General features: G+C 72.9%; 14 protein-coding genes and 1 pseudogene. 6 read left to right on the top strand and 9 right to left on the bottom strand.

What is annotated here, in order from left to right; all coding sequences use genetic code 11:
• Window positions 1-825: 825 nt before the first annotated feature.
• The 3 genes from UK82_RS22905 to UK82_RS22895 all read right to left on the bottom strand — a co-directional run bounded on the left by UK82_RS22905 (window position 826) and on the right by UK82_RS22895 (window position 4,563).
• Window positions 826-2,229 (bottom strand): Dyp-type peroxidase, encoded by a 1,404-nt coding sequence (locus UK82_RS22905; RefSeq protein WP_083507309.1) that lies wholly within the window; start codon window positions 2,227-2,229, stop codon window positions 826-828.
• Between the two features lie 518 nt (window positions 2,230-2,747).
• Complete coding sequence (locus UK82_RS22900) at window positions 2,748-3,431, bottom strand: hypothetical protein (protein WP_044885269.1); 684 nt, start codon at window positions 3,429-3,431, stop codon at window positions 2,748-2,750.
• A gap of 85 nt (window positions 3,432-3,516) precedes the next feature.
• Window positions 3,517-4,563: a nitrilase-related carbon-nitrogen hydrolase gene (locus UK82_RS22895; RefSeq protein ID WP_055409202.1), complete on the bottom strand. Its 1,047-nt coding sequence runs from the start codon at window positions 4,561-4,563 to the stop codon at window positions 3,517-3,519.
• A 123-nt stretch (window positions 4,564-4,686) separates the two neighbouring features.
• Here UK82_RS22895 and UK82_RS22890 point away from each other — a divergent pair, with 123 nt between their 5' ends.
• From UK82_RS22890 to UK82_RS22880, 3 genes are all read left to right on the top strand, one after another.
• Complete coding sequence (locus tag UK82_RS22890) at window positions 4,687-5,730, top strand: agmatine/peptidylarginine deiminase (protein ID WP_055409248.1); 1,044 nt, start codon at window positions 4,687-4,689, stop codon at window positions 5,728-5,730.
• A gap of 143 nt (window positions 5,731-5,873) precedes the next feature.
• A complete protein-coding gene (locus UK82_RS22885; protein ID WP_044885267.1) occupies window positions 5,874-6,818 on the top strand; it encodes a metal ABC transporter substrate-binding protein in 945 nt (314 codons plus the stop codon).
• Window positions 6,819-6,935: 117 nt separating this feature from the next.
• Window positions 6,936-8,573, top strand: a complete 1,638-nt coding sequence (locus tag UK82_RS22880) for a hypothetical protein (protein ID WP_055409200.1) — start codon at window positions 6,936-6,938, stop codon at window positions 8,571-8,573.
• 58 nt (window positions 8,574-8,631) lie between these two features.
• Here the strand turns inward: UK82_RS22880 and UK82_RS22875 are convergent, their stop codons facing one another.
• A complete protein-coding gene (locus UK82_RS22875; protein ID WP_044885304.1) occupies window positions 8,632-9,426 on the bottom strand; it encodes a dioxygenase in 795 nt (264 codons plus the stop codon).
• A 203-nt stretch (window positions 9,427-9,629) separates the two neighbouring features.
• Here UK82_RS22875 and UK82_RS22870 point away from each other — a divergent pair, with 203 nt between their 5' ends.
• Both UK82_RS22870 and UK82_RS22865 read left to right on the top strand, forming a co-directional pair.
• Window positions 9,630-9,890, top strand: coding sequence for a hypothetical protein (locus UK82_RS22870; RefSeq protein WP_044885265.1), 261 nt, complete (start codon window positions 9,630-9,632; stop codon window positions 9,888-9,890).
• Window positions 9,887-10,198, top strand: a complete 312-nt coding sequence (locus UK82_RS22865) for a MazF family transcriptional regulator (RefSeq protein ID WP_041938628.1) — start codon at window positions 9,887-9,889, stop codon at window positions 10,196-10,198. The genes UK82_RS22870 and UK82_RS22865 overlap by 4 nt, the downstream gene beginning before the upstream one ends.
• A gap of 29 nt (window positions 10,199-10,227) precedes the next feature.
• Here UK82_RS22865 and UK82_RS22860 read toward each other — a convergent pair whose 3' ends face one another.
• The 5 genes from UK82_RS22860 to UK82_RS22835 all read right to left on the bottom strand — a co-directional run bounded on the left by UK82_RS22860 (window position 10,228) and on the right by UK82_RS22835 (window position 17,673).
• Entirely contained in the window at window positions 10,228-11,145 is a 918-nt protein-coding gene (locus UK82_RS22860; RefSeq protein WP_044885264.1) for a DUF72 domain-containing protein, read from the bottom strand.
• 1,046 nt (window positions 11,146-12,191) lie between these two features.
• On the bottom strand, window positions 12,192-15,161 hold the full coding sequence (locus UK82_RS22850; protein ID WP_396230620.1) for an NAD-glutamate dehydrogenase domain-containing protein: 2,970 nt from the start codon (window positions 15,159-15,161) through the stop codon (window positions 12,192-12,194).
• A gap of 475 nt (window positions 15,162-15,636) precedes the next feature.
• Window positions 15,637-16,371 carry an SDR family oxidoreductase gene (locus tag UK82_RS22845; protein WP_055409196.1) on the bottom strand — a complete coding sequence of 245 codons (735 nt, stop codon included), beginning with the start codon at window positions 16,369-16,371 and terminating at the stop codon, window positions 15,637-15,639.
• A gap of 202 nt (window positions 16,372-16,573) precedes the next feature.
• Window positions 16,574-17,188: a methylated-DNA--[protein]-cysteine S-methyltransferase gene (locus UK82_RS22840; RefSeq protein WP_044885261.1), complete on the bottom strand. Its 615-nt coding sequence runs from the start codon at window positions 17,186-17,188 to the stop codon at window positions 16,574-16,576.
• Complete coding sequence (locus UK82_RS22835; RefSeq protein WP_055409194.1) at window positions 17,185-17,673, bottom strand: RNA polymerase sigma factor; 489 nt, start codon at window positions 17,671-17,673, stop codon at window positions 17,185-17,187. The genes UK82_RS22840 and UK82_RS22835 overlap by 4 nt, the downstream gene beginning before the upstream one ends.
• A 556-nt stretch (window positions 17,674-18,229) precedes the next feature.
• Between UK82_RS22835 and UK82_RS22830 the strand changes: the two are divergent.
• Window positions 18,230-18,453: pseudogene (locus UK82_RS22830) on the top strand (IS701 family transposase); the annotation flags it as partial.

The raw sequence follows: 18,453 nt of genomic DNA, 5'->3' as shown, positions 1-18,453 counted from the left end.
ACGCACGGCGGCCCGTCGACGCCGCGGGCGGAGCCGAAATCCCGGGCGCATCGGCCCAGTTCGCCCGCGGCGCCTGGCGCCGCCTCCGGTACGGCCAGGTCGTGGCTGACCCTCGCCGTGCTGGCCGCGCTCGCGGTCGCGGTGATCCTCGGTGGCCGGTCGGGCGGCGGCGGCCCCCGGCAACCCGCCCTGGTGGTCGGCGACTCCATGGTCACCGTCGCCGCCAGGTCCACCGACACGGCCCCGGTCCGTCTCGTCGGCTACTCGGGACTCGCTCCCAGCGTCTACGCCGACGCCACCTCGCCGTTGATCTCCGATGATCTGGCGGCGGCGGGCCGGCCGCGAACCGTGGTGCTGAACTGGAACGGCAACAACCCCGGCAACCTCGTCGGCACCCAGCTCGTCGCCGCCTACCGCGCCGAGCTGACCGAGCAGATCCGCTGGTACCTGCGCCACGGGGTGACCCGGATCGTGCTGGCGGCGGCCGTGCCGTCCTCGTTCAACAGCACGTCCGGCCAGGTCGACTGGACGACGCCGGCCTCCCGCCTCCACGGCTGGATGCTGGGCAGCGCGCGGTTCAACGACCTGTACCGCGAGCTCGCCGACGAGTTCCCGGGTCGGGTGCGCTACTCGGAGCGGGCGGCGCGGGCGATCCATCCGACGATGGCCTTCAACACCGAGCTCGACGGCCACCGGTGCATCGTGGACTTCGTCCATCCCGCGCCGTACTGCGCGCAGCGGTACGCCCGGGCGCTCGCCTCCCTGGCCGCCGGGCACTGAGCCGTCCGCCACCGGGCACCCAGCCATCACCGACACCGAGCCGCCTCAGGCCTCCTCGAGCAGGCTCTGGCCGAGGTAGCCGCCGGCTGGCGGCGCCGGCGGGACGGCGAACAGCGCGCTGGCCGTGTGCCGGATGAACGTGTTCAGCGCGTCGGAGGCCGCGAGGGTGCGCTGCACCGGGACGAACGCCGTGCGCGGATCGGCCTGGAACGCCAGGAAGAACAGCCCGGAGTCCGGCTCGCCGGTGGCGTCCAGGCCGTCGTCGTAGGAGTAGCCGCGGCGGAACATGGCGATGCCGCCGTGGAACTGCGGATTGGACAGGCGGATGTGGGCGTTCTCGGCGATCAGGAGCCGGCCGTCCGGGCCGCGGGCGGCGAAGTCCGACGCCGTGTCCTCGCCGCCCCCGGTGGCCGCGGGCGGTGCGGACAGGGGCGCCCCGTCGTCGATCCGGCGCCCGACGACCTCGCCGCGGGCGTCCTCGGTCAGCCGCTCCCAGCTCTCCAGCAGCATCCGGATCCGCCGGCACACCAGGTAGGTCCCGCCGCGCATCCAGGCCGGGCCCCCGGCGGCCCACACGGCGAGGTCGAACTGTGCCGAGCCCGGCCGCGGGTTGTTTGTGCCGTCGAGCTGCCCCATCAGGTTGCGCGGGGTGGCTGTCGGGTCGGCGGCGGCCGCCGCGGTGCGCCGGAAACCGCGCTGCACCCAGCGGGGCCGGACCAGGTCGGCGGCGAGCCGGCCGAGCTGCCGGGCCGCGGCGAACGCGACCATCGGATCCTCGGCGCAGACCTGGACGGCGAGGTCCCCACCCCCGCGGGTCGCCTCCAGCCGGTCGCCGGGCAGCGCCGGGATGTCCGCGAGCGGCCCGGGGAGGCGCGCGTCGAGGCCCGCCCGGCGCAGCGCCGCGGCCCCGATCCCCACCGTCACCGTCAGCCCCGCCGACCCCAGGCCCGCCGCCTCCCTGCCCACCCCCGCCACACCGATCTGGACCGCGCCGCTCTGGGACGCGCCGCTCTGGGACGCGCCACTCTGGGACGCGCCGCGCATCAGCGTCCGGCCGCCGTCCGTCCACGCCCGCAGCACCGTGCCGAGGGCCGCCCGGGCCGCCGCCGGATCGGCCGCCGTCAGGTCGTAGGCGGTGAACACCAGGTGGGCGGGCGCGCGCTCGGCGATGCCCGGTTGGTGGACGCCGTCGCCCGTCACGGGGGCCAGTGCCGCCCGGCGGGCCGCCTCGACCGGATCGGCCCGCTCGGGAAGCAGCCGCTGCGTCCCCATGGTCACGCCGGTGCCGGCCCCCGCACCCAGGCCGAACAGCCCGGCGCCGGCGAGCACCCGACGCCGGTGCAGCCCGGATTGGCGATCCACGGCCGGAGCGGCCGGAGAGGCCGGGGCGGCCGGGGCGGCGGGCGACGAACCCGGCGCCGGCCGGTTCGACGTCTCCCCGCCGTTCACGCGGCGCTCCCCAACAGCAGCGGCAGGTCGTGGGCGTTGTCGCGGAGGGGAACTCCGTCGGGCATGGGAACTCCAGGTGTGAGGGCGCGGCGGCCGGTACCCGCGCCCATACGGTCGGCACGGTCCGGGACGCAGGTGCGGGGATGCCTCGGGGAGCGCCGGGGTCGCCTCGGCGCTCGGGGTGCCACTGGCCGCACCACCCACTCCGTCACATTCTGCGATCATCTGCGCACCGAATCATGCCGAGGGGTGGGTACGCTTGTAGGCCGCAGAACCGTGCCGAAGCCTCGGCACGATCTGACCTCGATCTGGCCGGAAACCGCGGCGGCAGTGGACAGGTGGCAGCGATCGGGCGGCAGTAGACGGGTGGCAGCGATCGGGCGGCAGTGGTCGGGCGGCAGTGGTCGGGCAGCGCGGACACAACTGGCGGGGCCGGCTACACAGGGTCACGNGGGGTTCGGAGCCACTCGCCCTGGCTCAGGAGCGCCGGGGTGACCGGACGGCGGGTTCGGGCCGGGTCAGCAGACCTGCGGAGGGCCTCGGCGAACGACGCTGTGGCGCAGCCCGGCCGGGCACGGCCAGCCGGCGGACGCCATCGCCGAGCGCGGCTGGCGGCGGCCGGTGGCGACCGGAGCAGGGGCGGCCGGCGGTCCGAGCAGTCGGCACAGGCCGCGGGCCAGCACTCCCACCAGGGCACCGGCGACGCCCAGGGCCGCGTCTACCCGTCGCAGCCACCAGGCGGTCAGCCCCGCCACCAGCAGGTGCGCGCCGGACATCAGCAGCAGCCCACCGCCGTGCGCCATGGCGGGCATCAGCGCCGGATGAGGCGCCGCACCGCCGACGGTCGCGAGCAGGCCCTCACGGCGCAGCAGCGTCGCGGCCGCCGCGGCGTGCGCGCCGGGCGCCGCGCACAGCAGCCGGGACAGGTCCGGACCCGAGGCTGCGCCCGGCCAGGCCCCGAAGGCGGCGTGCAGCCCTGCCTGGGTGGCCGCCATCAGGCCGACGACGAGCAGCAGCGAGGGAGCCGGACCGGCGCAGACGCCGGTGACCACCGTCACGGCGACGAGACCGGCGAGCAGCACCCACAGGGGTGGGACCGCGCCGTGGGCAGCAACGTGCGCGACCACACTCAGGGCGACGCACATCGCGCCGAACACGCCGGCCCGCAGGCCACGCGCGACCGGTCCGGCGGACGCCTCCACGCCGCGACAGTCTAGGTGATCCCCACCCAGGGTTCTACAACCCGTCGAAGATCAGAACGCGACGTGAGGTGAGTCCAGGCGCCGGTCAGCGGCCCTCGACGTCGCCCGCACCGGGCTCGGCCAGCCCGGCGTAGGCATCGGGGCGGCGGGTGGTGAGGAACGGGAACAGCGCCAGCCAGTCGCGGCGCTGGTCCAGGTCGAGGTCGGCGACCAGCACCGCCGGGACGTCGCGCGGCGCCCGAACCAGCACCCTGCCGTAGGGATCGCTGATGAACGAGCTGCCGTAGAAGGTCAGGGCACCCTCCGTCCCGATCCGGTTGATTGCCACCATGAACGTGCCGTTGGCGATCCCGTTGCCGACGATCACGTTGTGCCACAGCGGTTCGGTGTCGAAGCCGGGATGATCGGGCTCGGAGCCGATCGCCGTCGGGTACACCAGGACGTCGGCGCCGGCGAGCGAGTACGCCCGGGCCAGTTCCGGGAACCACTGGTCCCAGCAGGTGGGGAAGCCGAAGCGCCCCTGATGCAGCTCGACGACCGGGAAGCTGTCGGCCCCGGCCGGCCCGGGCCGGAAGTACCGGTCCTCGTGGTAGCCGGCGGTGACCGGGATGTGCATCTTGCGGGTGCGGGCGAGCAACGCGCCGTCCGGGCCGACGACGATGGCGGTGTTGAAGCCCAGCCCGTCGGGCCCGTCCGCCCGCTCGTAGAGCGACATGTGCACGGCCACGCCGAGCTCGGCGGCCAGACCGGCGGCGAGCGTACGCGTCGGCCCGTCGTCGACGCTCTCGGCCAGCGCCGCAGGCCCGCCGCCGCTCCTCGCGGGCCGCCCGTCCGACCCTCGCTCAGCCGGCACTCGCCCGTCCGGCGGCTGGGCTTCCGGCGGCCGGCCGGCCGGCGGCTGGGCTTCCGGCGGTAGGTCGGCAAAGTAGCGCGACAGCGTCAGTTCCTGAAAACAGACGAGCTGGGCGCCGAGCTCGGCCGCCGCTACCGCGCCCGCCCGCAGGGCGGCGGCGTGCTCGGCCGGGTCGGGATGCCAGCGGTGCTGCACCGCGGCGATCCGCAGCGGCGCGCGCGTCGGCGGCGCCACCCGGGCCGGCGAGGCGGGCGCCCCGATGCTGGTGATCGTCAGCATCCCCCGATGCTCTCACGCCCGGCACGCCCCCACCGGTCCCCCGCCCCGCGCCCCGCCGCGCCGTGCCCCGCCGCGCCCGACGGTCGGCGGGTCGCGGGCATCGGGCCTGCGATGATGACCACCATGACCGCCGCTCCCGCCGCCCGCCGGATGCCGGCCGAGTGGGAGCCGCATACCCGGACCTGGATGGCGTTCCCGCCCCCGAACGACACCTTCGGCGCGGAGGGCTCACCCGGCCTCGCCGCGGCGCGCTCCGCCTGGGCCCGCGTGGCGACGACGATCAGCCGCTACGAGCCGGTCACCCTGATAGCCGGCCCGGGTCAGGGCACGACCGCGGCCCGGCAGGTCCCGCCCGCCGTGACGGTGATCGAGCTCGCGCTGGACGACGCCTGGCTGCGCGACAGCGGCCCGACGTTCACGATCGACGGCGGCGGGCACCTGGGCGCCGTCGACTGGGTCTTCAACGGCTGGGGCGCCCAGGACTGGGCGAACTGGGACGCGGACCGGCTGCTGGCCACGGCCGTCGCCGCGCGGGCCGGCGCGGCGGTGCGCCACTCGGCGTTGACGAACGAGGGCGGCGGGATCGCCGTGGACGGCGCCGGCACCGTCCTGCTGACCGAGACGGTCCAGCTCGACCCGCACCGCAACCCGGGCTGGGACCGCGCCCGGGTGGAGGCGGAGCTGCACGCCCAGCTCGGCACGACCCACGCGATCTGGCTGCCGCGGGGCGTCGCCCGTGACTACGACCGGTTCGGCACCCGCGGGCACGTCGACGTCGTCGCCGCGTTCGTCCGGCCCGGCCTCGTCGCCGTGCACAGCCAGCCCGACCCGGCACATCCCGACCATGAGACGACCCGGGAGCTGGCCGCGCTGCTGCGGGCCAGCCACGACGCCGCCGGCCGCCCGCTGGAGATCGTCCAGATCGCGGCGCCCACCGTGCTGGAGGTCGACGGGGGCCCGGCCGGCTACTCCTACCTCAACTACTACGTCGCCAACGGCCTGGTCGTCGCCGGCGTCTTCGACGACCCCCGCGACGCCGACGCCCTCGACCTGCTCACCCGGCTGTACCCCACCCGCCGGGTCGAACCGGTGGACGCTCGGGTGATCTTCGGCAACGGCGGCGGAATCCACTGCATCACCCAGCAGCAACCTCAGGTCATCCGCTGACCCGACCGCCGCCGAACCACCCCGCGGCCCGCTGCGACGCGGACGAACCCGCGCCGGCGCCGACGAACCCGCGCCCGACTTATTGACATCCGTTTTCGGAATCGTTTTCATCAGGGGCATCCGCTCTGCGAAGTGAGGGTCCCTTGCCCGTCATCCGTCTCCCCACCCGGCTCGCGGCCGGGGTCGCCGGCCTGGCCCTGCTCGCGGCCCTCCTGGCGGGCTGCGGCTCGTCCTCTGCCGCCGGCGGCGCCGCCGGGCGGCTGCCGGTCGTCGCCACGACCAGCCAGGTCGCCGACTTCACCCGGGTCCTCGGCGGGGACCGGGTGCGCGTCGCCCAGTTGCTGAAACCCAACGTCGACCCGCACGACTACGAGCCCACCCCGGCCGACATCGAGGCAGTCGGCAACGCCAAGGTGCTGGTCGAGAACGGCGTCGGGCTGGAGAGCTGGCTCAACGACGCCGTCGGCGCCGCCGGCTTCGACGGCATCCGGGTCGACGCGAGCCGCGGCGTGACCATCCGGGCCGGCAACGGCGACGAGGAGGAGAGGGCGGGCGACCCGCACATCTGGCACAACCCGCTCAATGCCAAGATCATGGTCGCGGACATCGAACACGGGCTGGCGCGGGCCGATCCCGCGAACGCCGGCTACTTTCACACCAATCGGATCGCCTACGACCGCAGGCTCGATGCCCTCGACGGCGACATCCGCCGCCAGATCGCCACGATCCCGCCCACCGATCGCAAGCTGGTCACCAACCACGACGCCTTCGGCTACTACCTCGACCGCTACGGTCTCACCTTCGTCGGCTCGATCATCCCGAGCTTCGACACTGCCGCGGAGCTGTCCGGCAGCAACATCAGGAAGATCGTCGCCAAGATCCGCCAGACCGGCACCAAGGCCGTCTTCTCCGAGTCGTCGCTGCCGCCGCGGACGGCGCGGACGATCGCGGCCGAGGCCGGCGTGCGGGTCGAGGCCGGGGAGGACTCGCTCTACGGCGACACCCTCGGCCCCGCCGGCTCCGCCGGCGCCACCTACCTGCAGATGGAGGAGCACAACACCCGCACGATCGTCGCCGCGCTGCGCTGAGACGCCAACGTGCTCGCCCGCCTACCCGAAGATGACAGTTACGTCACGGTAGAGTCGCCATCGGCATGGGCGCAGCCGCGCTGACGTGATCGGACGAGGCCGGGGGCCCGACTCGACGTGGATGAGGACCTGAGGCTCGGCACGGACCACGCGACCGGCACGGACCACACGACCGGCACGGGCGAGGCGGTGCCACAGCCGCGGCACCGCGACCACTACCCCGCGCACCGTGACCTCCACGCCGGGCACCGCGACCTCCACGCCGAATACCCGGACCGCCCCGAGTACCTCGACCGCCCCGGGTACCTCGACCGCCCCGGGTACCTCGACCGCCCCGAGTATCTCGACCGCCCCGAGTACCTGGACCTCTCCCAGCTGCTCGACCGCCCCGAATACCACCTCGAACGCCTCGACGATCTGACCCAGCGCAGCGATGGTGTCGCCGCCCGTGAGCTGACTCGCGAGGAACCCCCGCAGCAACCCGCGGCGGCACCGTCGCGGTCCCGCAGCCGGATCAACGCGCTGTGGACGGTCGGCGACCAGGTGGTGTCGAGCGGCACCAACGCGGCGATCAACTTCATCATCGCCCGCCGGGTGGATTCGAGCGAGTTCGGCGCGTTCGCGATCGCCTACACGATCTTCGCGATGGTCGTCGGGCTGTCCCGGGCAGCCGGAACGGCGCCGCTGGGGATCAGCTACGCCGACGTCCCGGCGTCGACGTTCCGCTCGGCGGTGCGGGCCGCGGCCGGCACCGCGCTGGCGCTCGGCGCCGTCGTCGGCGTGGGTCTGCTCGTCGTCGGCGTCGCCCTGCGCGGCACGGTGGGGCTGAACCTGGTCGCGATGGGCGTGGTCATGCCGGCGCTGCTCGTGCAGGACGCCTGGCGCTACGCCTCCTTCGCCCAGGGCCGCCCCCTGCTCGCCGTCGGCAACGACCTCGTCTGGGCGGCGGGGCTGGCCATCGGCGTCGGCCTGCTCGCCGCCGGTTCGGACACCGGCGGTGGGGCTGTGGCGATGGTCCTGGTCTGGGGGGCGGCGGCCGCCCTCGCCGCGCTGGTCGGCGTCGCGCAGCACCACGCCTGGCCCGATCCGAAGCGCGCGCTGGCCTGGTTCACCGGCCACCGCGAGACGACCGGCTTCATGACCGCGGAGTTCATCTCGCTGCAGGGCGCCCAACAGACGTCCACTCTGATCATCGGGGCGGTCGGTTCCACGTCGCTCGTCGGTGCCCTGCGCGGGTTGCAGACCCTGCTGGCCCCCACGACGAACCTGGCCGTCGCGCTGATGAGCTTCGCCATCCCCGAGTTCGCACGGCGCAAGCACATGCCCCCCAGCCGGGTCATCCGCGGCGCCTACCTGGTCTCCGGGCTCGTGGTCGTGTCCAGCTCGCTGTGGGGGTTGGCGTTCATGCTGCTGCCCGCCGACTTCGGCGCGGCCCTGCTTGGCGACACCTGGGGCCAGACCCGCGACCTGCTGCTGCTCGCCGTCGTCGCGCAGGTGGGCCCGGGACTCGCGGTCGGCCCGGCGGCGGTGCTCTACGCCTTCGGCAAGACCCGGCTCACCTTCTGGATCAACCTGTTCTTCGTGCCGTTCCTGCTGGCCTGCCCGGTCACCGGCCTTCTGGTCGGCGGCGCCAGGGGGGTCGTCGTCGGCAACATCATCGTGTTCTGGGCGACGATCCCACCCTGGCTGTACCACCTGCACCGCCAGGTCCGCACCGCCGGCCGCGCCGACGACGCGGTGACCGCACCACGGTGACGCCACCGTAGTGACGGAGCCGCCCCTGCTCTCCGCCTCTCGCTGCGCCCGCCGCGGGTCAGACGGGCACGTCGGCCGTCGCCGCCACGCCGAACTGGACCGAGCGCATCGAGTTGCCGTACCAGAAGCCGTGATGCGGGAAGATCACCGGCCCGGGGGTGTCGAGGGCGGCGCCCAGGGCCACGAACAGCGGGACGAAGTGTTCCTGGCTCGGCAGGGCCCGACGCACCCCGGGCGCGCGGTCGCGGTAGTGCACCAGGGCGTCGAGGTCGCCGCGTGCGAGCGCGTCGGCCACCCAGGCGTCGAAGGCGGCCACGTCGGGGTGGGGGCTGCTGTCCGGGTTCGACAGGTCGGCGTGGCCGGTGGAGTGGGTGAGCAGGCCAGTGGCGAAGATCAGCACGCCGTCGTCCCGCAGCGGCGCCAGCCGCCGGCCGAGCTCCAGCAGGCCGGCCGGGTCCTCCGTGGGCAGCGAGATCTGCAGCACGGGGACGTCCGCGTCCGGATACATGTAGATCAGTGGGATGAAGGCCCCGTGGTCGAGCCCGCGGTCGGGCTGCGCGACGAGCGGCTGGCCGGGCCCGAGCAGGCGGGCGACCTCGGCCACGAGGTCGGGGGCCCCGGGGGCCGGGTAGCTCAGCCGGTAGAAGCGCTCGGGGAAGCCGTAGAAGTCGTAGTACAGCGGGACGGGCGTGGTCGTCGCCCCGTACGCGATCGGGTTCTGCTCCCAGTGCGCGGAGATCACCAGGATCGCCCGGGGGCGTGGCAGCGCCCGGCCCCACGCCGCGAGCTCGGCGGTCCAGTGCGGATGGTCGATCAGCGGCGGGGCGCCCTGGGTGGCGTAGATCGCGGGCATGCGCACGCCGCCGGCGGCGGACTCGAGCGGGGAGGAAGCAGACGTGGTCGACACTGGCTCGTGCTCCTTGTCTTCATGAACTTGCCGCCATGAAACAGACCTTCAGCGTACGGAGGCACAGCACGGCTGGTCAGCGAACTGGCACGTGTCCCGCGTCGCTCGCGCGCCATGCCATGACAGCAGATCTTGCTAGCATGAGTCGCATGAGCCGGACGATCACATTGCGTCTGTCGGACGAGGCCTACGAGTCGGTCCGGCGCTACGCCGAGGCCGACCGCACCTCGATGAACGCGTGGATCGAGGGCGTGCTCGACGCAGAGGACATGCGCCGGCGCTGCGCCGCGCACGGGGCCTGGCTGCGGGCCGACCCGGCCGTGGCGCAGGCGGCCCTGGCCTTCGGGGAGGCCAACCAGCAGGACCTCGCGGCGACCGGACATCCCGGCCTGACCGACACCGCCCCGTGAGAGCACCACGCCGTGGGGAGATCTGGACCGCGAACACCGGCCCGACGCCCCAGGCCGTGCTGGTGCTCAGTTCCACCGTCTACAACGAGATCGTCGACGAGCCGACCGTGCTGGTTGCCCTGGTCGTGGAGCACGCGACCGGCGAGGGGTTCTGCGTCGACCTCGGCGGCGGCCTGTGGGCCGTGATGGGTCTGGTCACGTTCGTCGCGAAGGCCGGTCTCGTCGCCTGCCTGCGCTCGGTCGACACCCAGGCGCTGACCAGCGCCAACACCATGCTGTTCAAGATCCTGGCAACACCCGAACGTTGAGGCGGCGGCGCTCCCGTCCGCGGCCGGGCTCAACGCCGCTCGGCCGCGGACGGGGCCGGGTTCGCGCCGTCGAGCTCAGCCAGCAGGTCGGCGAGCTGGCGGGCGTTACGCTGCGCGTAGTCGGCGCAGCAGTTGTTCATGAGCACCTGGGTGCGGGCGGCGGCGTCCGCCAGCCGGCGCAGTTTCGGTGCCCATTCCCGCAGCTCCTCCTCGCTGTAGCGGTAGCCGAAGCGCTCATGGATGTCGCGGCTCGTCCACTTCTCGCTGTGCCCGTGGAAGCGGACGACCGCGAGATCCGCGGTCGCGGCGAGCACCGGCGGAACCGAGCTCGGGTGGCCCTGGGGCATGTCGACGCAGACGTAGGGAAGCGCGTAGGAGGTGAGGAAGTCGAGGGTCTCGTCGCGGTTTCGCCCGTCCATCCAGGTGTGGTTCCGGAACTCGACGCAGATCCGCATCGGCCGACACCGCTGCTGGCATTCCAGGATGTACCGCTTGTTCGCGGTGCTGATCGGGAACCACTGGGGAAACTGGAACAGCACGGCGCCGAGCTTGCCCGCCTCGGTCAGCGGATCCAGCGCGCCGAGGAAACGCTCCCACACCTGATCGACGACCGCGGTGTCGACGTCCTTCAGGTACAGGTTCTTCCGCTCCGCCGGGACCAGGCCCCGCAGATCGGAGTACAGCGCACCGGGACGGGTCGGATGCCCCGTCAGCAGCGAGAACGCCTTGATGTTGAAGGTGAACCCGGGCGGGGTCCGGGCCGCCCACATCCGCACGGTCTGCTCCGCGGGCGGGGCGTAGTAGGTGGCGTCGACCTCGACGAGCGGGAACTGCCGGGCGTAGTAGCGCAACCGCTGCTCGGCGGTGGTGACCTCCGGCGGGTACCACCCCGACCGCAACAGCGTCGGATCCGTCCAGGACGCCGTCCCGATCAGGACATCACCCATGCCCGCCACCTCGCCCGCGCCGCTCGACTGCCACGGCGGATACCTGCCCCGCGAGCGGTCACCGACGCCGATCGGTCCGACGCCAGGTCTGGCTCTGAGCCTCGGCCTCAGCCGGAGCCGGAGCCGCTGCCGGGGCCGTCGGGACGTCCGGACCCACAGCTTCCGAAGGAAGCCCTCCGGCGACCTCGGCGGGCTCGATGTGGCTGTGGGCGGCGAGCCAGGCCGCCGCGAGGACCGTGAGCACGAACCCCGTCGCCGCGATCCCGCCACTGCCCGACCTGGCGTGGTCGCCCAGCAGGGTCAGTCCGATGATCGCGGGAGCGACGGTCTCCGCCGTCGCCTGCCCCGCCATGGCGAGCGTGACCGAGCCCCGCTGCAGCGCCGCGGCGAACGCGACCATGCCGACCACCCCGTAGACCAGCAGCGCCCAGGACAGCGGATCCGCGACGACACCGACGAGGGTGTGGTCGGCCTCCAACGCGCGCGCACACAGCGCCGTCCCGCCGAACGCCAGGCCGGACAGGCCGCCGAGGGCGAGGACGGCGCGGCCCTCCGACAGCGCCCGGCCAGCCCAGAAACAGCCCAGGGCCGTCGGCAGGATGCCGAGCGCGATCAGGACGGCGGCCGTCGACCCCACCGGCCGCGGTTTCCCCGGCGCGGCGGTGGCCGCGAGCAGCACCACCCCGAGCCCAAGGGCGACCAGCGCGACCGCCTGGGCCCGGTCCACCCGAACCCGCAGGAAGATCCTGGCCAGCACCGCCGTCACGCCGACGCTGGCCACCAGGATGGCCTGGACGGCGAACAACGGCAGCGAACGCACCGCGACCAGCGAGAGCAACCAGCCGACCAGGTCCAGCCCCATCCCGACGAGATAGGGAGCCTGCGTCGCAAGCCGCACCAGCAGGCGGGGATCCAGGACGTCGGCGGTCGTCGCGGTCCGGCGTGCGCCGACGCTCTGCAGGATCGAACCGACCCCATAGCAGACGGCGCACGCGAAAGCCGACAGATACNCCACGAGCACCCACTCAGCCTAGGGCGCGCTCCCGTCAGGGGACGAGGTCCGCCAGGTCGTCGAGCCGGAGCACGACCGCGGCCACCATGGCACTGGTGACCTCCGGCGCCTCCACCACCTCGTCCACCACCGCGCGGACCCGGCTGACGCCACCGCTGCGGGCGGCCCGCTTGACCGCCGTGTCCAGATCGCCGCCCGCTCTCGCCAACAGCGCCTCGACCAGCCGGGCATGGCTGCTGGCAAGCTTCGACCGCAGCGACGCCTTCGCCATCGTCTCCCAGTAGGAGTCCCCGGGTCGGTCGACGATACGGGTGGTCAGCCGGCCCAGCCCGAGCCGAACGCCGAGGTCGAAGTACTCGGTCAGCACCTCGGTCACCGCGATGTCGTGCTGCAGCGCCACGTCGACGATGTCGAGGGCGTTGACCATCACCTTCAGTCTCGCGACCTGCTCCGCCGCGCGCAGCGGCAGGCCGGCGCCGAGCAGCCGGCGCCGCACGGTCTCGATGGCGTCGAGTTCCTCCCGGGCGCCCAGGCGGCGCAGCGTCTCCGGCAGTGCCATCGCCACCTCGCTGACGCCGTCGTAGTAGCGCATGGTCTCGGCGGTCAGGTCCAGCGGCCTCGGTCGCCGCCGCAGCAGCCACTGGGCCGCGTACTCCTGCAGCATGCGACACCGCAGCAGTGCCTCGACGGCGGCGTCGACCCGGTCGCCGCCGGGCACGTCGCCACGGCGGCGGCCCCGGCAGGGCGTTCCCGCGGCCGGCTGGTGATGGCCGTCGACCGCCTCCCAGACCCACGCCAGCCCGAACAGGTCCCGGGTGATGAGGAAGGCACGGACACCGTCAACCGGCGGCGCACCGGTCAGTTCCTCCAGCCGGAACAGGAAGCCGGCGCCGACCCGGTCGACGAGATCGTTGGCGAGCTGGGAGGCGGCGATCGCCCGCCACAGCGGATGCCGGTCAAACCGCGGGCCGATCAGGGGACGGAGCGTGGCCGGCAGGTAGGCGTCCAGCGTCTCGGCGGTCGCCGGCTCGGCCAGCAGGTCCGACCCGACGAGCTCGCCGAAGACCTCGCGTTTGCCGTAGGCGTGCAGGATTGCGATCTCGGGACGGGTCAGCACCGGGCCCCTGCCCATCCGTGCGCGCATCACCTCCTGATCCGGGACGGGGTCGACGGACGGGTCGAGGATGCCCGCGGAGACGAGGTGACCGGTGAGCCGAGCCATGCCCTCGACCGACACGGCGGCCTGCCGTTCGGAGACGCTCAGCGACAGCACCTGCCGGGCAGAGTCGGCGAGGACCAGCTGCACGACCTCGCCCGTGGCCGCCGCCAGCAGATCGTCCCGCCCAGACGGGTCCACCGGAGCAGTGCCCGGAGAGCTCCCACCGATCGGACCAGGCACGCGGCCGGCGGCAGCAAGACCGATCTTGAGGTTCACCTCGCGGTCCGAGCAGTCGACGCCGGCCGAGTTGTCGATAAAGTCGGTGTTGCACCGGCCGCCCGCCAGGCAGTACTCGACCCTGGCCGCCTCCGTCAGGCCGAGGTTGCCACCCTCGGCCACGACTCTCACACGCAGTTCGGACGCGTCGACCCGGCAGCGGTCGCGCGCCTTGTCGCCGACCGCGTGATGGTCCTCGCGCGATGCCTTGACCCAGGTGCCGATTCCGCCGTTCCACAGCAGGTCGACCGGCGCACGCAGGATCGACCGGATCAGCTCGTCCACGGTCAGGCATTCGGCGTCCACCCGGAGCCGTGCACGGATCTGCGGGGACAGCGGGACCCGTCGGGCCGACAGCGGAAACACTCCTCCACCGGCGGACAGCACCGACCGGTCGTAGTCGTCCCAGCTGCTGGTGGGCAGCGCCGCAAGCCGCCGCCGCTCCGCATACGAGCGGTCCGGGTCGGGGTCGGGGTCGAGGAAGAGGTGTCGGTGGTCGAATGCGGCGACGAGGCGCAGCTGGTCCGACTGCAGCAGCCCGTTGCCGAACACGTCCCCCGACATGTCCCCGATACCGACGACGGTGATCGGTTCACCGTCGGCGTCCACCCCCAGCTCGGCAAAGTGGCGCCGCACCGACTCCCAGACACCCCGGGCGGTGATCCCCAGCGCCTTGTGGTCGTAGCCGGTCCGGCCGCCAGAGGCGAAGGCGTCGCCGAGCCAGTAGCCGGATTCGACAGCGATCGCGTTCGCCAGGTCGGAGAACCGGGCCGTGCCCTTGTCCGCCGCGACGACGAGATAGCTGTCCTCGCCGTCATGGCACACCAGCCCGGGCCGGCGGACGGTGACCCCGTCGACCCGGTTGTCGGTCAATGCCAGCAACGCGCGGATGAAGACCGCGTAGCAGGCGCGGCCCTCGGCCTCCCGCCGCCGCGGGTCGTCCGGGGGGCGCCGCAGGACATAGCCGCCCTTGGCCCCGTCGGGCACGATCAGCGCGTTCTTGACCCGTTGTGCCTTCATCAGCCCGGCGATCTCGGCACGCAGGTCCTCAGTACGGTCGGACCAGCGGATCCCGCCGCGGGCGACCAGCCCGGCGCGCAGGTGCAGGGCGTCGAAGCGCGCCGTGCTCACGAAGACCTCGGCCGCGGGAAGGGGACGCGGCAACCACCGCAGCCGGCCTGGGTCGAGCTTCACCGCGAGCGCCTCGCCCGGCAGGTAGTAGGTGGTGCGCACGACGGCGAGGACAACGTCGCGCAGGCGGGTGAGCAGCAGGTCCTCATCGACGCCGGCGACCGTGTCCAGGTCGCGGTCAAGGCTGGCAGCCAGTTCCGCGGCACCGTCCGGGTCTTCGGCACCGGGACGCATCCGAGCATGGAACAGCGCGACGAGGTCCCGTGCGAAGGACGCGCCCGCGGTCAGCAGCCGATGCCCGTACGCCTCGCTCAGCGGCAGCCCGGCGTGCAGCAGGTAGCGCAGCAGGGCGCGCAGCAGCGCAACCTCGCCGGCGGCCAGCCCCGCGGTCAGCACCAGCCGGTCGAGTGGGTCGCTGTCCGCCTGCCCCGCCCAGATCGCCCTCAGNGTCTCGCCCAGCTCGCCGACCTGCGCCAACGCCTGGGTGGCCAGCTCGGGGGGGCCGAGAATCCGATACTCGTCGACGCTGACGGTATCGCCGGTTGCGCACCCATCGCCCGGGCCGGCTGACTCAAGAGGATGTTGGTCCTCGGCTCGCAGGCCGAGATTGGCGAGCATCGGGACGACGTCGGCCAGCGGCGGGCCGGCGCCGCGCCAGGCCAGCCACAGTGAAAGCGGGCAGTTGTCGTCGACCCGCCGCACCGCCAACCCCGGCGCGCCCTGCGTGGCCAGGGCGGCGCGCGCCTCGTCGGCCGCGGCAGGACGGCCCGAGGCAGGGTCACTGGCCGCTCTGGCCGCTCTGGCCGCTGATCCGATCGAGGCGCTCATCGCATCTCCCTGACGGCCACGGATCGACCACACAGATAACAACTCGCTGTTACTGTTCCCAGCCACAGCATGGTGATTCGCCCGCCTACCAGGCCACCGCGCCGTCCTGGTCGAAGAACGTTCCCGAGGCCGCGTCCGCGGGCAGGGTCGCGGCCCGGACGACGACCTCCGACGCCTGCTCCGCGGTCAGCGGAGCCTGCTCTCTGTTGATGGGCGTCAGGTCGGTCTGCACGAAACCGGGACAGACGGAGGTGACCTTGATGGGGGTGCCGGCGAGCTTCTTGGCCAGGGCGATCGTGACGCTGTTCAGCGCCGCCTTGGAGCTCTGGTAGGCCGGCACGACCGTGGAGTAGTACGGCGATTCGGGACTGGCCTGGTCGTTGAGCGAACCCATCGTCGTGGAGACGTTGACGATCCGTCCGGCCGGGCTCCTGCGCAGCAGGGGCAGGAACGCCTCGGTGACCGCGACCGGGCCGAAGACGTTGGTGGCGTACGTGTCCTTGAACAGCCCGAGGGAGGCGAACTCGTGCTGTTCACCGTCGGTGGCCTCGGGCAGGATTCCGGCGTTGTTGACCAGGATGTCCAGCCCGCCGTCCAGTTCCAGCACCCGGTTCGCGGCCGCCTCGACGCTGTCGGGCGACGTGACATCGAGCGTCAGTCCTTCGGCGTCGTACCCCTTCGACCTCAGGTCAGCCGCGGCCTTGTCGGCCGAGGCCTGGTCGCGAGCGGTGACGATGACCCGGTGGCCGAGGCGGCCGAGGGCCTGCGCGGTGGCGAAGCCCAGGCCCCGGCTGCTTCCCGTGACGAGTGCGACAGACATACGTGTCCAATCCGATTTTCGGCTCGCCGCCGTGGCGTCGGCAGCGAGAGCGCCGGTGCGTCTCTCACCCGGAAGACGCCGGGACCGCCCGGAACGTGAGGTACCGGTCGCACTCCGGCACCCCGGCACCCCGGCACTCCGGCACTCCGGCACTCCGGCACTCCGGCACTCCGGGGGATCCTCGGCCGGCGGCTCGCCGTCGTCAGATCGCTCCTTCGAGCCGCAGGAGGGTCCGCTTGGCGTCGTCGCCCCCGACGTACCTGCCAATCCCACCGTCGCTGCGCACCACGCGATGGCACGGGACGACGACGGGCAGCGGATTCGTCGCGCAGGCCGTGCCGACAGCCCGGACCGCGCGCGGACTTCCGGCCAGCGCGGCCACCGCCGCGTAGCTCGCCGTGCCGCCGTACGGGATCTCCCGCAGGTGCTCCAACACCGTGAGCCGGAACCTGGACGCAAGCCGCAGGTCGAGATCCACGTCAAAGCGGGACCGGACCCGGGAGAAGTAGTCGTCGAGCTGCCCGGCGACGGCGTCGAGCTGGCTACCTGCCTTCAGCAGGCGAGGACTGATCCGCTCGGCGAGGGTCGCCAGGACGGTGTCGTGGCCCTCCACCTCGTACGCCACCCGCACCAGCCCCCGGCGGGTCGCGGCGAGCAGGAGCCGCCCGACCGGCGCATCCACGGTGCGGTACACCACGTCGAGCAGGCCGTCTCGCTCCGCCTCGGCCAGCAGCCGCAGACGCAGCCGGCTCAGATCCACCTCGGCGCCAAGCACGGTGGCGAACGGGTCCGACTCCGGATTGTCCTGGCCAGTCATCTCGACCGTTCCTCCTGCGCCGAAGGGGCGAGCATGCTCCGGAGCGACGCGATGCCGTCGGCGCCAGCCCGCCGCGCGGATGCCGGGTTGCCGCCGAGGAGCCGGGCAACCTCGGTGTACGGGAGGCCGGCCAGGAAGTGGTAGGCGACGGTCTCCCGTTGCTTCTGGGGAAGTCGCCGCAGGACGTCCCACAGGTCGAGGCCGGCGTCGTGTTCCTCCCACCTGATCGTCTCCGGGAGACGCTCCGTCGGCGCCGGACGCCGCGACTGGGCGCGAAGCTGATCGATCGCCTTGTTCCGGGCGATCGTCACCAGCCACGCCTCGACGTTGCTGTCCGGCGCCAGCTCCGGGTAGGCCCGCAGCGCGGCGAGAAACGTCTCCGACCAGGCGTCGTCGGCCAGCGTCGGTCCGACGACGGCCCAGCAGACCCGCAGCACCATCGGCCCGTAGCGTTCGACGACGACCTCGAACGGTTCTCGCCCCATGCCAGGAGAACGCCTCACCCGGCCCAAGTGTGAGCCGACGACGCGATGTGCTGGACGGAATGGTCGTCGTAATCCCCCGCGCCCCCGCGGCACAACCGGTACGCGATCGCCTCGTTGGTGCGGCAGGATAATTGCCCGCCCCTTGGGGTCGCCCAGGCCGCCGCGGTGAGCCATCATGGAGAAAGCTGTGGTCGAGTCGGTGCGATGACATCGGTAGGGAGGTTGACCATGGACGCGGCGATGCCGCCCTACCCTGAGCCGCACGAGTGGGTCGATGAGCCCGATGCGAACACCAGGCGCGCGATCGACGAGGCCCACGAGGACATCTCGGCGGGCCGTACGGTCTTCTGCCTGTCCGACGCCGCGTTCGATGCCTTCTTGGACGAGCTGGACCAGCTAGTACTACAGCGACAGTGGTCGGTGTGTGATCTCTTGCTTCGAGTGCGGCGTGGTGTGGACGGAAGAGCGGCCACCGTGTGTTTCTCCATGTTTTNTGAGAACAAAGNGAGAGACCGCGGTGGCCGCGGCTCAGAGTGTATCCGAGGTGGATGTAGCGATGTGGGAGGCGGGGCTGGAGGAGCTGTTCGGCCGGGTGGAAGGCTGTTTCCGGTCTGATCAGCCCCGGGCGCAGGCGCGGGCGTATGTGGCGGGGTTGTTGTCTCGGACCGAGCGGAAGAACGGGTGGACGCTGGCGGAGTTCAGCCGTGAGTCCGGGCCGCAGAAGATGCAGCGGTTGTTGAACGAGTACGCGTGGGACGCCGACGGGGTACGCGACGTGGT

It is taken from the genome of Frankia sp. ACN1ag, from assembly GCF_001414035.1.
Classification (GTDB): domain Bacteria; phylum Actinomycetota; class Actinomycetes; order Frankiales; family Frankiaceae; genus Frankia; species Frankia torreyi.
Note: the sequence above shows the minus strand (reverse complement) of the source record. Positions and strands in the feature narration are given on the sequence as shown.

What these genes read in the sequence shown, in the direction of transcription:
- UK82_RS22845 (WP_055409196.1), bottom strand. Translation starts at nt 16,371, where the DNA reads ATGTCTGTCGCACTCGTCACGGGAAGCAGCCGGGGCCTGGGCTTCGCC.
- UK82_RS22870 (WP_044885265.1), top strand. Translation starts at nt 9,630, where the DNA reads ATGAGCCGGACGATCACATTGCGTCTGTCGGACGAGGCCTACGAGTCG.
- UK82_RS22890 (WP_055409248.1), top strand. Translation starts at nt 4,687, where the DNA reads ATGACCGCCGCTCCCGCCGCCCGCCGGATGCCGGCCGAGTGGGAGCCG.
- UK82_RS22835 (WP_055409194.1), bottom strand. Translation starts at nt 17,673, where the DNA reads ATGGGGCGAGAACCGTTCGAGGTCGTCGTCGAACGCTACGGGCCGATG.
- UK82_RS22840 (WP_044885261.1), bottom strand. Translation starts at nt 17,188, where the DNA reads ATGACTGGCCAGGACAATCCGGAGTCGGACCCGTTCGCCACCGTGCTT.
- UK82_RS22895 (WP_055409202.1), bottom strand. Translation starts at nt 4,563, where the DNA reads ATGCTGACGATCACCAGCATCGGGGCGCCCGCCTCGCCGGCCCGGGTG.
- UK82_RS22875 (WP_044885304.1), bottom strand. Translation starts at nt 9,426, where the DNA reads ATGCCCGCGATCTACGCCACCCAGGGCGCCCCGCCGCTGATCGACCAT.
- UK82_RS22860 (WP_044885264.1), bottom strand. Translation starts at nt 11,145, where the DNA reads ATGGGTGATGTCCTGATCGGGACGGCGTCCTGGACGGATCCGACGCTG.